11 protein-coding genes are annotated in these 14,159 nt (G+C 68.9%); 6 read left to right on the forward strand and 5 right to left on the reverse strand.

All coding sequences use genetic code 11. The features are described 5' to 3' along the window. Nucleotides 1-2: 2 nt before the first annotated feature. The 3 genes from AB5J62_RS27305 to AB5J62_RS27315 form a co-directional block, all read right to left on the reverse strand. On the reverse strand, nucleotides 3-776 hold the full coding sequence (locus tag AB5J62_RS27305; protein WP_370942779.1) for an ATP-binding cassette domain-containing protein: 774 nt from the start codon (nucleotides 774-776) through the stop codon (nucleotides 3-5). An 87-nt stretch (nucleotides 777-863) separates the two neighbouring features. Next, nucleotides 864-2,000 (reverse strand): sugar ABC transporter substrate-binding protein, encoded by a 1,137-nt coding sequence (locus AB5J62_RS27310; RefSeq protein ID WP_370942780.1) that lies wholly within the window; start codon nucleotides 1,998-2,000, stop codon nucleotides 864-866. A 1,035-nt stretch (nucleotides 2,001-3,035) separates the two neighbouring features. Then, nucleotides 3,036-4,757 carry a DEAD/DEAH box helicase gene (locus AB5J62_RS27315; protein WP_370950356.1) on the reverse strand — a complete coding sequence of 574 codons (1,722 nt, stop codon included), beginning with the start codon at nucleotides 4,755-4,757 and terminating at the stop codon, nucleotides 3,036-3,038. 234 nt (nucleotides 4,758-4,991) lie between these two features. On the opposite strand from AB5J62_RS27315, the gene AB5J62_RS27320 reads away from it, so the two are divergent. Next, complete coding sequence (locus AB5J62_RS27320) at nucleotides 4,992-6,152, forward strand: YihY/virulence factor BrkB family protein (RefSeq protein WP_370942781.1); 1,161 nt, start codon at nucleotides 4,992-4,994, stop codon at nucleotides 6,150-6,152. 166 nt (nucleotides 6,153-6,318) lie between these two features. Next, nucleotides 6,319-9,423, forward strand: coding sequence for an efflux RND transporter permease subunit (locus AB5J62_RS27325; RefSeq protein WP_370942782.1), 3,105 nt, complete (start codon nucleotides 6,319-6,321; stop codon nucleotides 9,421-9,423). Nucleotides 9,424-9,504: 81 nt separating this feature from the next. On the opposite strand, the gene AB5J62_RS27330 is transcribed toward AB5J62_RS27325, so the two are convergent. Both AB5J62_RS27330 and AB5J62_RS27335 read right to left on the reverse strand, forming a co-directional pair. After that, entirely contained in the window at nucleotides 9,505-10,341 is an 837-nt protein-coding gene (locus AB5J62_RS27330; protein ID WP_370942783.1) for a hypothetical protein, read from the reverse strand. A gap of 115 nt (nucleotides 10,342-10,456) precedes the next feature. Then, nucleotides 10,457-10,699, reverse strand: a complete 243-nt coding sequence (locus AB5J62_RS27335) for a DUF3039 domain-containing protein (protein WP_370942784.1) — start codon at nucleotides 10,697-10,699, stop codon at nucleotides 10,457-10,459. A 52-nt stretch (nucleotides 10,700-10,751) separates the two neighbouring features. On the opposite strand from AB5J62_RS27335, the gene AB5J62_RS27340 reads away from it, so the two are divergent. Genes AB5J62_RS27340 through AB5J62_RS27355 form a run of 4 tightly spaced genes read left to right on the forward strand, consistent with a single transcriptional unit; the run spans nucleotide 10,752 to nucleotide 13,992 of the window. Next, a complete protein-coding gene (locus AB5J62_RS27340; RefSeq protein ID WP_370942785.1) occupies nucleotides 10,752-11,555 on the forward strand; it encodes a sporulation protein in 804 nt (267 codons plus the stop codon). 2 nt (nucleotides 11,556-11,557) lie between these two features. Further along, the gene (locus AB5J62_RS27345) at nucleotides 11,558-12,202 is read left to right on the forward strand and encodes a hypothetical protein (RefSeq protein ID WP_370950357.1); all 645 of its coding nucleotides are present in this window, start codon (nucleotides 11,558-11,560) and stop codon (nucleotides 12,200-12,202) included. A 9-nt stretch (nucleotides 12,203-12,211) separates the two neighbouring features. Continuing rightward, nucleotides 12,212-13,126, forward strand: a complete 915-nt coding sequence (locus AB5J62_RS27350) for a pseudouridine-5'-phosphate glycosidase (RefSeq protein ID WP_370942786.1) — start codon at nucleotides 12,212-12,214, stop codon at nucleotides 13,124-13,126. Beyond that, on the forward strand, nucleotides 13,123-13,992 hold the full coding sequence (locus AB5J62_RS27355) for a carbohydrate kinase family protein (protein WP_370942787.1): 870 nt from the start codon (nucleotides 13,123-13,125) through the stop codon (nucleotides 13,990-13,992). Before AB5J62_RS27350 ends, AB5J62_RS27355 begins: the two co-directional genes overlap by 4 nt. Nucleotides 13,993-14,159 lie beyond the last annotated feature (167 nt).

Raw genomic sequence — 14,159 nt, forward strand, 5'->3', positions numbered from 1 at the left:
GCTCACAGGACAGCGGCTTCGGGGCGGGCCAGGCCGAGATCGCCGGACCGGCCCGCGGTGATGAGTTCCACGACCTGGCCGTGGGTGACGTCCTTGGTGTGCACGTCGGCCACGAGACGGCCGAGGTACAGCACGGCGATGCGGTCGGCGACCTCGAACACGTCGGCCATGTTGTGGCTGATCAGCACGACGCCGAGACCCTTCTCGGCGAGCCTGCGGACGAGGTCGAGCACCTGGCGGGTCTGCGCGACACCGAGCGCGGCGGTCGGCTCGTCGAGCAGCACGACCTTCGAGTCCCACAGCACCGACTTCGCGATGGCGACGGTCTGCCGCTGCCCACCCGACAGTGCGGAGACCGGGGTGCGCACGGACTTGACGGTGCGCACCGAGAGCGAGGCGAGCGTCTCGCGGGCGGCCTGCTCCATGCTGGCCTCGTCGAGCAGCCATTTGCTGCCGCGCTCCCGGCCCAGGAACATGTTCTGCACGATGTCCAGGTTGTCGGCGAGCGCGAGGTCCTGGTAGACGACCTCGATGCCGAGCGCCGCGGCGTCGCGCGGGCCGTGGATGTGCGCGTCCTCGCCCTTGAACTTCACGACGCCCGAGTCGGACCCGTGAATACCGGCGATGCACTTGACCAGCGTCGACTTGCCGGCGCCGTTGTCGCCGACGAGGGCGGTCACTTCACCGGCCCGCACGGCGAAGTCCACGTCGTGGAGGACGTGGACGGGTCCGAAGCTCTTGTTGAGGCCTTGGATGTCGAGAATGGGTTCACTCATGAAACGACGATCTCTCCTGTGTGGGAACCAGGCCGGGACACGTTGTCGGGGAACGCGTCCCGGCCCGGCTGTCTATATGGGGGATTGTCAGGAGATGCCGAGCTGGGTGCAGACGGCCTGCAGGTCGCCGGCGCACACCTCGGACGCCTTGACGTAGCCCTGGGTGATGACCTCCTTGACACCGTCATTGAGGGTCAGCTTCGGCTCGAGCAGCAGCGACTTGACGTCGCGGTTGCCGGTCGGGTCCTTGCTGACGTCCTTGGCGATGGCGTCGGCGGCGGCCTTGTCACCCTTGGCGAGCGCGCCGGCGAGCTTGGCGGCGCCTTCGGCCTCGAGCTTGATCGGCTTGAAGATGGTCAGGTACTGGTCACCGCGCAGGACGGCCTTGAGGCCATCGGCGGTGGCGTCCTGGCCGGTCACCGGGACCTTGCCGTTGAGGCCGTTCTTCTTGAGCACGGTGATGACCGCGCCGGCGAGACCGTCGTTCGCGGCGACGACGCCGTCGACCTTGCCGCCGTTGGTGGTCAGGATCTGCTCGAACATCTGGCCGCCGAGCTGGTTGTCCCACTTGTCGATGGCCTGGATCTGGACCTTCTTCAGGTCACCCGAGGCGTACTTCGGCTCCAGGACGCTGGCCTGGCCGTTGGCGAATAGGGTCGCGTTGTTGTCGGTCGGGGCGCCCTCGATCTGGATGACCTGCGCGCCCTTCTTGTCCTTCAGCGCGTCCGCGAGGCCCTGGCCCTGCAGCGCGCCGACCTTCACGTTGTCGAACGACACGTAGTAGTCCGAGCTGCCGCCGAGGTTCAGGCGGTCGTAGTCGATCGTCGGGATGCCCGCGGCCTTGGCCTTCTTGGCGACGGCCGAGCCGACCTCGCTGTTGATGGCGGCGATGATCAGGACCTTGACGCCCTGGGTGATGAAGCCGTCGGCCAGCGTCGAGAACTTCTGGACGTCGCCCTGCGCGTTCTGCACGTCGACGTCGAAGCCTTCGGCCTTGAGAGCCGTCTCCAGCATCGGCTTGTCGAAGGCTTCCCAGCGGGCCGAGGTCGCGGTCTCCGGCAGGATCACGCCGACCTTGCCGGAGGCGCCACCGGCGGCGGGCGCCGAGGCCGCGCCGGAAGAACTCGGGGCGCTCCCCGAGTTCGAGCTGTTGGCCCCACAAGCCGTCAGCACGAGGCTGACACTCGCCACCGCGGCGAGGAGGGTAAGGGTCTTCGTGCGCATCCTCGGTCCTTCCAGCTCCTGCCGACGAGCGGTTGTCCCGGACCTGGCCGGCGCCTCGTCGCGCAAAATGTTGTGGGCGACAACATATGCCGCGATTGCCCGGTACGGAAGAGGGCTGGATCAATTAAGACCCACCCGTGAGACACAGTTTGGCAACGTGCCCGTCACATTGAGCGCAAGAGGCCAGAACGGTGACATTGGGAACAGTGGCCGGTCACGTTGAGTGACTGGATCGGTGTTGACTCAATCTTACGACAACGATGACGTGCCCGAACCCACCCGAAACCGACCCTTTACCTGGAGCACCCTGGCGCTTGGGCAGCGCTTGGGCCGATCGGCCCAGTCCCCGGCAACGGCGGCCTCCGCATTCATCAACGTTCCGAATCAATTGACTCAGGTCGAGTAATGATGGCGCCCATTGATCCGGCCCACCGCCTGGCCCGGAAATCGCAGTCCCCCTTGTCCGCGAACGAGCGTTCGATGATGAAGTCCTCCACCGTGCCCGGACCCGCGCCTGCCCCAGCCACCTCGGCCCCACCCACGATCCGCACGTCGAACTCCCACCAGAAAAGTTGGCCCGACAATTACCGGAATAGCCGAACCCGCCCGCAAGGCGAATTCTTTCAATGGAACCCCCGTGCCGCGAATACGCGGCCACCATTAGCGTTGACACGCCCCGTGAACAATTGTCAACGCTCCCGCCTTGCCTGTTGCCCACTGCCCCGTTCAGCCCACCCCGTGATCAACACAGCGTCACCCCGCCAAACCCTGCCCGATCGACCAACCCCCCTGCCCCAACGCCCCCACCCCCGCCAGGTCGCCCCCGTACCCAAAGGGACGGCACGCGTACCCAGAGAGTCGGCACGCGTACCCAGAGGGACGTCACGCGTACATGGATGGACGACGCGCGCTGGGTGTGGCTGCGGCGTCCGGTCGGCGTGCCGTCCGTCCAGGTACGCGTGACGTCCGGTCAGGTACGCGTGCCGACCCTTCGGGTACGCGAAAGCGGGGCTTGGTGGAAGGCGCGGGGCGGGGTTACCAGGAGCGGAGGGTGACTATCCGCTCTTCGAGTTGCTCGACGGTGGCCATCGCGGTGGGCGGGCCGCCGCAGACCCGGCGGAGTTCGTTGTGGATGGCGCCGTGGGGTTTGCGGGTGCGGTGGTGGTACATGCCGACGAGGGCGTTGAGTTCCTTGCGGAGCGAGCCGAGGCGCTGGCTGACCGTCTGGGGCTTGGCGACCTGGACGGGGGCTTCCTTCTCGGGCTTGCGCTTCTTGGCGTCGGCGAGCTGCTCCTCCTGGCGCTTGCGCAACAACGCGCGGACCTGGTCGGGCTCCAGCAGGCCGGGGAGGCCGAGGTACTCCTGCTCCTCGTCGGAACCGGAGAACACGGCCGTGCCGAAGGAGTTGCCGTCGTAGATGACCTGGTCGAGCTCGGCGGAGGCGCCCAGCGAGGTGAACGCCTTCTCCTCCTCGCCCGGTTCGTCCTCGGTGCGGTTGGCCTCGGCCAGGAGCTCGTCGTCCCAGCCGTCCTTTTCGCGGTGGGGCTTGCCGAGGACGTGGTCGCGCTGCGCTTCCAGCTCGGAGGCCAGCTCCAGCAGCACGGGCACGCTGGGCAGGAAGACCGACGCGGTCTCGCCCTTGCGGCGCGAACGCACGAAACGGCCGATCGCCTGCGCGAAGAACAACGGGGTCGACGCCGAGGTCGCGTAGACGCCGACCGCGAGCCGCGGGACGTCGACGCCTTCGGACACCATGCGGACCGCGACGAGCCAGCGCTCCGTGGATGCCGCGTACTCGGCGATGCGGCCGGACGCCTTCGGGTCGTCGGAGAGGACGACCGTCGGGGTCTCACCTGACAAACGCTCGAGGATTTTCGCGTAGGCGCGGGCCGACTCCTGGTCGGTCGCGATGACCAGGCCGCCGGCGTCGGGCATGCCGTCGGCGCGGAGCTGGGACAGGCGGACGTCCGCCGCCTGGAGCACGGCCGGGATCCACTCGCCTGCCGGGTCGAGCGCGGTGCGCCAGGCGCGGGCGTTCTGCTCGGCCGTGAGCGGCTCGCCGAGGCGGGCGGTGAACTCCTCGCCCGCGCTGGTGCGCCACGACGCCTCACCCGAGTAGGCGAGGAAGACGACCGGCCGGACCACGCCGTCGGCGAGCGCGTTGGCGTAGCCGTACGCGTGGTCGGACTTGCTGCGCAGGTGGCCTTCGCCGTCCGGCTCGTACTGGACGAACGGGATCTGGGAGTCGTCGCTGCGGAACGGGGTCCCGGTGAGCGCGACCCGGCGCACGGCCGGGGTGAACGCCTCCATGATCGCGTCGCCCCAGGACTTGGCGTCGCCACCGTGGTGGATCTCGTCGAGGATGACGAGCGTCTTGTAGTTCTCGGTGCGCACGCGGTGCAACGTCGGGTGCGCCGCGACCTGCGCGTACGTGACAGCGACACCCTGGTAGTCCGAGGACGTCGCGCCGGCGCCGTTGCGGAAGTTCGAGTCGATCGAGATGCCGGACTTGGCGGCGGACTCGGCCCACTGGTGCTTGAGGTGCTCGGTCGGCGTGACGATCACGACGCGCTCGATCGTGCGGTCGCTCAGCAACTCGGCGGCGATGCGCAGACCGAAGACGGTCTTGCCGGCGCCGGGCGTCGCGACCGCCAGGAAATCCTTGGGCTTGCGCATCAGGTACTTGGTCAGCGCACTGCGCTGCCAGGCACGCAGCGGCCGCGCGGTGGAGTCCTTTTCCGCTGGTGGCGCGCCCATGACGCCGCGCTGGGCCGTCTCGGTCAAGATGGTCCAACTCCCCTCGGCATGGCCTGCTCACACAGCTTCAACTCAAAAACAGCGCCCGTCGAAGGCGCTCCGCCGAGGGTACCTGTCCGCACCGACAAGAGCCGGTACCGACGGGGTGATTCGTGCCGCGCGACGACGTGCTAGGCGACACTTGCCCCGAACGACGAGCCAAAATCGCCTCGATGCAGCATGCTGGGCCCTGATATGACCGAGACAGCGGACGACGCGCCGGAGGACGGCGCCGAGCGGGCACCCGAGCCGAGGGTGGTCCGCAAGACTCCGCTGACCTTGCTCAGGCGCACGCTGAACAAGGCGTGGGAGGGCAACATCTTCTCGGAGGCGGCCGAAGCCGCCTTCTGGCAGACGCTCTCGCTCCCCCCGCTGCTGCTCGGGCTGCTCGGCAGCCTGGGCTTTCTCGGCGACTGGTTCGGCCCGTCGGTGGTGACCGCGGTGCACGACCAGATCATCCAGTTCTCGAAGACGATCTTCAGCCCGAACGCGGTCCAGGAGATCATCGAGCCGACGGTCAACAGCATCCTCACGGTCGGCAAGGGCGAGATCGTCTCGGTCGGCTTCGTGATCTCGCTGTGGGCCGGCTCGTCGGCGATGTCGTCGTTCGTCGACGCGATCACCGTCGCGCACGACCAGTACGGCGTGCGCAACGAGGTGTGGCAGCGGCTGTTCGCGCTGCTCCTCTATATGGCGGGACTGGTGATCCTCGCCGTCGGGCTGCCGCTGCTGGCGATCGGGCCCGACCTGCTCCCCGAGTTCTTCCCGACGGACTGGCGGCCGACGGTCCGCGACTGGGTCGGCACGCTCTACTACCCGGCGCTCGGTGTCCTGATCACGCTCGCGCTCGCGACGCTCTACAAGCTCGCGCTGCCGCGCAAACTCCCGTGGCACCGCGGGCTGCCCGGCGCGGTGCTCGCGATGGTCCTGTTCCTGCTGGCGAGCATCGGGCTCCGGATCTACCTCTCGCAGATCACCAAGACGGGTTACACCTACGGCGCGCTCGCCGCGCCGATCGCGTTCCTGCTGCTGATGTTCTTCATCGGCCTCGCGGTCACCGCGGGCGCGTACTTCAACAGCGCGATCCAGGAGCTGTGGCCCGCCAAGATGACCAGGCGCCAGCGCCGCAAGTGGCGGCGGCTGGAGATGGAACGCACCAACGAGCGGCTCAAGTCCGAGGACAACGGGAAGCTGTGGGAACGGGCCACCGTTCCGCTCCGGCGACCCAAACGCGAGGACCTCGAAGCTGAGGAATCCTCAGCGAACGATAACCACGACCGGGTGACCGAAGAGCCTGCCGAGGCGGCCTCCCCCGAGCCCGAATCTTCGCCCCGAGCTGGGCGTTCGACGGCCTGACGGGCACTACTCCAGCCGGGGCGCACTGCCACCCGATCGGCGGAGTCATCCTGAAGTAGTACCGGGGTTCCACCCGTGGTGTGAAGCTGTTCCCGGCTTTCGCGTGTCAAGCTCAGCGCGCCCCGGAACCGAGGGGCTTTTCCGTTTCCCGAGGGGGATCACCACCATGTCAGTGCTGGCACGGCTCAGCCTGCGCAACCGAGGCCTGATCGGGCTGCTGGCCATCCTGGTGCTGGTCTTCGGCGCGCTTATCATGCCGAAGATCAAGCAGCAGCTCTTCCCGTCGCTCCAGTTCCCGACGGCCGTCGTCATCACGCCGTACGTCGGCGCCTCACCGGACGCGGTCGACAAGCAGGTCAGCGAGCCCATCGAGGCCGCGTTGCAGGGGATCAAGGGCATCGAGGAGATCACCTCGACGTCCAGGGCGGGCAACTCGTCGGTGGTGGTCCAGTACCAGTTCGGCACGGACATCGACGCCGCCGTCGGCCAGATGCAGCAGGCGGTGAACCGGATCAGCACCCGGCTGCCCGCCAACAGCACGCCGACCGTGCAGGCGGGCAGTTTCGACGACATCCCGACCGTGGTGCTCGCGGTCAGCGGCGACGGCGACCAGAAGCAGCTCGCCGACCGGCTGAACAACGAGGTCGTCCCCGAGCTCAAGAAGATCGAAGGTGTCCGCACCACGACGGTCACCGGCACGCAGAAGCCCCAGGTCACCATCACGCTCGACTACGCGAAGCTCGCGGTCGCGGGCGTCGACCCGCAGACGCTGGTCACCACGCTCCAGAGCGCGGGCGCGGCCATTCCGGCCGGCACCGTCGACGCCGACGGCAAGACGCTGAACGTCGAGATCGGCGGCTCCGAGCTGACCGTCGACTCGCTCAAGAACACTTACCTGGCAGGCAAGACGAAGCCGGTGAAGCTGGGTGACATCGCGACGGTCGAGGCGGGCACCGCGACGGCGACGTCGATCACCCGCACCAACGGCAAGCCCAGTTTCGGCATCTCGGTCACCATGGCCTCGGACGGCAACGCGGTCGCGATCTCGAAGGCGGTGCAGGACAAGCTGCCCGAGCTGAGCACGAAGCTCGGCGTGCAGTTCAGCACCGTGTTCGACCAGGGCCCCGAGGTCGAGAAGGCGATCAGCGGCCTGACCACCGAAGGCCTGCTCGGCCTGCTCTTCGCGGTGATCGTGATCCTGCTCTTCCTGTTCTCGCTGCGGTCCACCCTGGTCACCGCGGTGTCCATCCCGCTGTCCGTGGTGGTCGCGCTGGTCGCGCTCTACGCCGGCGATCTCTCGCTCAACCTGCTCACCCTCGGCGCGCTGACGATCGCGGTCGGCCGGGTGGTCGACGACTCGATCGTCGTGCTGGAGAACATCAAACGCCATCTCGGCTACGGCGAGGCCAAACAGGACGCCGTGCTGAACGGCGTCCGCGAGGTGGCCACGGCGGTGACGGCATCCACCCTGACCACGGTCGCGGTGTTCCTGCCGATCGCGTTCGTCAGCGGCATCGTCGGCGAGCTGTTCTCGCCGTTCTCGATCACGGTGACCGTCGCGCTGCTGGCCTCGCTGCTGGTCTCGCTGACCGTGGTGCCGGTGCTCGCGTACTGGTTCCTCAAGGCGCCCAAGATCGGGAACGCCGAAACCGCCGAAGAGGCAAGGGAAGCCGCCGAGGAGAAGGAGCGCAACGGCTTCCTGCAACGGATCTACGTGCCGGTGGTGCGGTTCGCCACCAAGCGCAGGCTGGTCGTGGTGCTCAGCGCGATCGTCATCTTCGCGGTCACCGTGGGCCTCGCCACCAGCGCGAAGACGGACTTCCTCGGCGACAACGGCGGCACCACGCTGTCGATGACCCAGGAGCTGCCGCCGGGCACCAGCCTGGAAGCCAGCGAGGAGGCCGGAAAGCTCGTCGAGACGGCGCTCGCGGCCACCCCCGAGGTGAAGAGCTACCAGATGACCGTCGGCGGCAACGGCGCGGGCGCGGCGTTCGGCTTCGGCGGTGACGGCGGCACCAGCTTCACCGTGACGATCGCCGAGGGCACCGACCAGAAAGCGTTGCAGGAGAAGCTGAAGAGCCAGCTTTCGGGCAAGCCGGGCGCGGGCGTGATCAAGTTCGGGCAGGACGCTTCCAGCTCCGACAAGGTCTCCGTGCTGGTGACCGCGCCGAACGAGGCCGCGCTGAAGCCCGCCGCCGATCAGGTGGCGCAGGCGCTGTCCGGGATCAACGGCCTGTCCGAGGTCACCAGTGACCTCTCGAAGGGCTCGCCGCAGCTGAAGGTCGACGTCGACCAGGCGGCCGCCGCGGCCGCGGGGCTGACGCCGGCGACCATCGGCCAGCTCGCCGGGCAGGCCGTCGGCGGCCGGGTGGTCACCCAGCTGCCGATCGACGGGACGCGCACGGACATCGTGCTGCGCACCGGGACCGCGCCTGCCGGGGTCGACGCGATCAAGGCGCTGCCGCTGCCTTCGGCGACCGGCGTGGTCAGGCTGGACCAGGTCGCCACGGTGTCCACTGTGGACGGCCCGAGCACGGTCAAGCGGACCGGCGCGGACCTGAGCACGAGCGTCAGCGCGAAGAACGGGTCCGACAACCTGGGCGCGGTCACCAAGGAGATCGACACCAAGCTCAAGGACCTGAAGCTGGCGGGCGGCGCGTCGGCCAAGATCAGCGGGGTCGCCGAGCAGCAGACCGAAGCGTTCATGAACCTGTTCCTGGCGCTGCTGGCCGCGATCGCGATCGTGTTCCTGATCATGGCGGCGACGTTCCGCAGTCTGGTGCAGCCGCTGATCCTGCTGGTGTCCATCCCGTTCGCGGCGACCGGCGCGCTCCTGCTGCTGCGTGCCACGAACACCGCGATCGGGCTGCCCGCGATGATCGGCATGCTGATGCTGGTCGGCATCGTGGTCACCAACGCGATCGTGCTGATCGACCTGATCAACAAGTACCGGTCGGACGGCTACGGCGTGACCGACGCGGTGGTCGAGGGTGGCAGGCACCGGCTGCGGCCGATCCTGATGACCGCGTCGGCCACGATCTTCGCGCTGCTGCCGATGGCGCTGGGGATCACCGGTCAGGGCGGGTTCATCGGCCAGCCCCTCGCCATCGTGGTGATCGGCGGGCTGGTCAGCTCGACGCTGCTGACCCTGGTGCTGGTGCCGACGCTGTACACGGCGGTCGAGATCCGCAAGGAGCGGCGCGCGGCCAAGAAGGCGGCCCGCACCCGGAAACCGGAGCCTGAGCGCCAGCAGATCGAGATCAACGCCTAAAAGGAAGTCGTGGATTTAGCGGGCTTTACTCTGTGAGCGCGAAGCGCGACTCGGAGTAAAGCCCGCTAAATCCCATCGGCGCTACTGACGGAAACGCCAGGTCTTGCTGTCGAACGCGATGCAGATGCTCGGCGACATGACGATCACCCGCAGTGTCCCGTCCCGCTCGTCGAAGTCGATGCCCTCGACCTCGAAGTTGCCGCCGCAGCCGCTCTGCAGCGGTAGCTGGCCGAGCGAGGTGACGTGACCGGTCACGTCGGAGCCGTTGAGCGAAGCGGACAGGTCGACCTGGAGCAGCGGCTTGGTGACGCCGAAGAGCGTGCCGCCCGGGTCGTCGGACGCGCAGAGCAGGCGCGTCGCGGTCTGGAAGTCACAGCCCTGGATGTCGCGGACCTGGTGGTCGAGACGGATCGCCGAGGCGTACGGCAGGTTCGCGGCCGGGTTCGTGAAGCGGACACCCGGCATCGGGTGCACGAGCAGGCGGTCCATGGTGCCCCACTCGCCCGCGACCAGCCACTGCCCGTCCGGCGAGACGGCGGCGAACGAGTTGTTGTTGGCTTCCCAGGATTCCAGGTCGTGCTTGTAGTTGGCCCAGCTGCCGTCCGGGGCCTGCACGCGGAAGAGCTTGGCGCCGCGGTCGTCGCGCTGGTACGGCTCGACGTAGAAGCCCTTGGCTGAGCCGGGGTCGCCGACGTGGTTCCAGCCCTGCGAGTTCAGGTCGGCCGGGATGGTGGCGATGCCGGTGTAGCGGATCGTCGTGCCCGACGGGCGGACGATGGTGGCCAGGCCCTGGCTCTCGTCGAGCGGCCTCGCCCGGTCCGAGCCGATGGTCGTCCAGCCGGTCACGGCTTCGGCCAGCGCGGGCGACAGGGTGGCCACGAGCGCGGCGATCGCGACGACTAGGGCGGTTTTTCGCATGGAGGACTCCGTCCCGAAGGAAAATGGCGCCCTAGAGGTACCAGCCCCGGCCGGAACGGACAGCCCCCATGTGAATGATTTTCACCTTAGCGACGGATATCCGACACTTACTGTGTCAGTCGCCCTTCTTGAGCCCGTCATAGATCTTCTTGCAGGCCGGGCAGACCGGGGACCCCGGCTTGGCCGACTTCGTCACCGGGAAGACCTCGCCGCACAGCGCCACCACGTGCGTGCCCATGACCGCGCTTTCGGCGATCTTGTTCTTGCGCACGTAGTGGAACATCTTCGGCGTGTCGTCGTCGGTGCTGTCGGTGCCCTCGGGGCGGGTGTCCTGCTTCGGCAGAGTCTGAGTGCTCACGCTTCCATGATAAGACCCGTGTGGACGGCCCCGACCTGGCAGGATCTCCCCCATGTTCCAGAAGGTGCTCGCGAGCTTCGGCTCCGGCGGCGCGCGCATCGACGCCCGCCTGCTCGACCGTTCCGTACTGCCGGGCAGGCCGCTGCGCGGTGAGGTCGTGCTGGTCGGCGGTGACGTCGACCAGGAGATCAACGCGCTCTCGATCACCCTGCTCGCCCGCGTCGAGGTGCCGGGCGAGCGCGCGTCGATCACGGACCTGACCTTCGGCACCCAGCAGCTCTCCGGCCGCGAGCACGTCGCGCCGGGTCAGCAGGTCCGCATCCCGTTCGAGATCCAGCTGCCGTGGGAGACGCCGATCTCGAGCGTCTTCGGCAAACCGCTGACCGGCATCGCCGTCGGCCTGCAGACCCAGCTCGACCTGGCGAACTCCGTCGCCGACCCGCAGGACGTCGACGCCGCGGCCATCGAGCCGCTGCCTGCGCAGAAGCGGATCTTGGACGCGCTGAGCCGGATCGGCTTCACGTTCCGCGACGCCGCGCTGGAGCAGGGCCGCATCAACGGCGCCCGCCAGCAGCTGCCGTTCTTCCAGGAGATCCGCTTCGCGCCTTCGCCGCGGTTCGCGCCGGTGTTCGACGGGCTCGCGGTGACGTTCCTGTCGACGGCCGACGAGACGCAGGTGGTGCTCGAAGTGACCAAGCGGGTCCGGGTGAGCAAGTCCGGCGGCTTCGGCGGGCGCGGCCAAGAGTTCCTGGGCATGTTCAAGGTCGCGCACGCGAACATCGACGGCGTGAAGTGGGAAGCCCAGCTCGAAGGCTGGCTCCACGAGGTCGCCAAGCCGCGCGGGATCTTCGATTGAGCGTGCGAAGCCGGTGGGCCGAGGCCGTCGAACGGCTGGGCGGCTCGGCTGAAGTCGCCCAGGAAGCCTTGCGGGACCTCGAAACCCGCTACAACGAGCCCCATCGCCGCTACCACAACCTCGCGCACGCCCATTCCGTCGCGCGGCATGCCGACGAACTCGCGCACGGACTCTCCACAGAGGACAGAGCGCTGATCGCGCTCGCCGCGTGCGCGCACGATGTGATCTACGACGCCAAGCCCGGCGACGACGAGCGCCGCAGCGCCGAATGGGCTCGCGACTGGCTCACTCGGGCGGGCCTTGCCGCTGACCACGTCGACCGGGTTCAAGAGCTCATCCTGACCACGCTCAGTCACGACGCGCCTGCGGACGATCTGTCCGCCACCGCTCTGCTCGACGCCGATCTCGCCACGCTCGGGGCCTCCGAAGACGTCTACGAGCAGTACGCGCGCGACGTCCGCGAGGAGTTCAAGCACGTCGATGACCAGGCGTGGACCGCCGGACGGGCCGCCGTGCTGGAGAAGCTGCTCGCCAAGGATCCGCTGTTCCGCGGTACGGCGGCGCGCGGCGCGTGGGAGGCGACGGCGCGGGCCAACCTGACAAGAGAGCTGACCCGATGGCGACGGCCCGCGACCGATCTCGGATGATGTCCACTCGTGGCTAGCAAACCTCCCCAGCTGATTCTCACCGACGAGGTGGCCGGCGCGCTGCAGGACGGCAACCCCGTCGTCGCGCTGGAGAGCACGATCCTCTCCCACGGCCTGCCGCCGGGCCGCAACCTCGACGTCGCACGCCGCCTGGAGCGGCTCGTGCGCGCCGCGGGCGCGGTGCCCGCGACCATCGCGGTGCTCGACGGCGTCCCCCGGATCGGGCTCTCGGACACCGAACTCGAGCGCGTCTGCGCGCCCGGCGAGGACCTCGACAAGCTCTCGCTGCGCGACCTCGGCCCCGCGGTCGGCCTCGGCCGCTCCGGCGCGACGACCGTGGCGAGCACCGCCTCGCTCGCGGCGGCCGCCGGGATCGGCGTGTTCGCCACCGGCGGGCTCGGCGGGGTGCACCTCAACGCGGCGCAGACCTGGGACATCTCGGCCGACCTCGGCGTGCTGGCCACGGCGGGAGTCGTGGTGGTCGCGTCCGGCGTCAAGTCGGTGCTGGACATCCCGGCCACGCTCGAGGTGCTGGAGACCAACTCGGTGCCGGTGCTCGGCTACCGCACCGACCACTTCCCGGCGTTCTACCGCCGCTCGTCCGGCCACGACGTCCCGTGGCGCGTCGACACCCCGGAGCAGGCGGCCGCGGTGATCGCCGCGCACCGGACGTTCGCTTCTTCGGGCGTGCTGCTGACCAATCCGATCCCCGAAGAGTCCGAAATGGACTTGGCGCTGCACGACCGGCTGCTCGCCGAGGGCCTGGAACTGTTGCGTGTCAACGACATCCACGGCCAGGACGTCACGCCGACGCTGCTGGAGCACTTCCACACCGCCAGCGACGGCGTGAGCCTCGACGCCAACGAGGCGCTCGTCCTGTCCAACGCCCAGCTCGCCTCGGAGGTCGCGGTGGCACTGTCATGAGCGTGATCGTGGTCGGCGACGCGGGCCTGGACGTGGTCGCGCGGCCGCACGGGGAGATCCCGCACGGCGGCGACGTCCGCGCGCGCATCGAGTTCACCGGCGGCGGATCGGGCGCGAACACCGCGCTGTGGCTGCGCGCGTACGGCGCCGAGCCGACGCTGATCGCCCGCATCGGCGACGACCCCGGCGGCAGGCTCATCCGCGCCGAGCTCGAAGCCGCGGGCGTGCGCTGCGCGTTCACCGTCGACCCGGACGCCGCCACCTGCTGCGTGGTCTGCCTCGTCGACGGCGACGGCCAGCGCAGCATGCTCGCCGACCGCGGCGCCAACGCCCGCTTCGAGCCGGCCGACGTCGACCCGGCGGTCCTCGCCGGAGCCCGTCACCTGCACCTGTCCGGCTACGTCCTGCTCGACCCCTCCTCGCGGCCCGCAGGCCTGGCCGCGCTCGCCGCCGCGAAGGAGGCCGGGCTGACCACCTCGGTCGACCCGCAGGCCGCGGCGCACCTCACGAAGGACCCGGCCGGGTTCCTCGACGACGTGCGCGGCATCGACCTGCTCATGCCGAACACCGAGGAACTGGTCGCGCTGACCGGCTCCGCCGACCCGGCCGCGGCCAGGGAACTCCTGGAGGTAGCACGCGCCGTCGTGGTCACCGCGGGCCTCAACGGCGCGAGCTGGGTCGACGCCGACGGCATCACGTCGGTCCCGTCCGAGCCTGCCGAGTGCATCGACTCCACAGGCGCGGGCGACGCCTTCGACGCGGGCGTGCTCGGCGCCTGGCTCAACGGAGAGTCCACTGTGGACGTTCTGCGTGCCGGGGTGAAACTGGGCGCCAAGGCCGTCGGCCAGATCGGCCCCCAGCCCTAGCCCGAACATCCCGAATGCGTCCTTCGGTCCCTGCCAGGTCCCCAATGCGTCCTTCGGTCCCTACCAGGTCCCCAATGCGTCCTTCGGTCCCTACCAGGTCCCCAATGCGTCCTTCGGTCCCTACCAGGTCCCCAATGCGTCCTTCGGTCCCTACCAGGGACCGAAGG

Source organism: Amycolatopsis sp. cg5, from assembly GCF_041346955.1.
In the GTDB taxonomy this organism is placed as follows: domain Bacteria; phylum Actinomycetota; class Actinomycetes; order Mycobacteriales; family Pseudonocardiaceae; genus Amycolatopsis.

Excerpts from the sequence above, each read along its gene's own strand:
- AB5J62_RS27305 (WP_370942779.1), bottom strand. The coding sequence starts at position 776 with ATGAGTGAACCCATTCTCGACATCCAAGGCCTCAACAAGAGCTTCGGA.
- AB5J62_RS27310 (WP_370942780.1), bottom strand. The coding sequence starts at position 2,000 with ATGCGCACGAAGACCCTTACCCTCCTCGCCGCGGTGGCGAGTGTCAGC.
- AB5J62_RS27315 (WP_370950356.1), bottom strand. The coding sequence starts at position 4,757 with ATGGGCGCGCCACCAGCGGAAAAGGACTCCACCGCGCGGCCGCTGCGT.
- AB5J62_RS27320 (WP_370942781.1), top strand. The coding sequence starts at position 4,992 with ATGACCGAGACAGCGGACGACGCGCCGGAGGACGGCGCCGAGCGGGCA.
- AB5J62_RS27325 (WP_370942782.1), top strand. The coding sequence starts at position 6,319 with ATGTCAGTGCTGGCACGGCTCAGCCTGCGCAACCGAGGCCTGATCGGG.
- AB5J62_RS27330 (WP_370942783.1), bottom strand. The coding sequence starts at position 10,341 with ATGCGAAAAACCGCCCTAGTCGTCGCGATCGCCGCGCTCGTGGCCACC.
- AB5J62_RS27340 (WP_370942785.1), top strand. The coding sequence starts at position 10,752 with ATGTTCCAGAAGGTGCTCGCGAGCTTCGGCTCCGGCGGCGCGCGCATC.
- AB5J62_RS27355 (WP_370942787.1), top strand. The coding sequence starts at position 13,123 with ATGAGCGTGATCGTGGTCGGCGACGCGGGCCTGGACGTGGTCGCGCGG.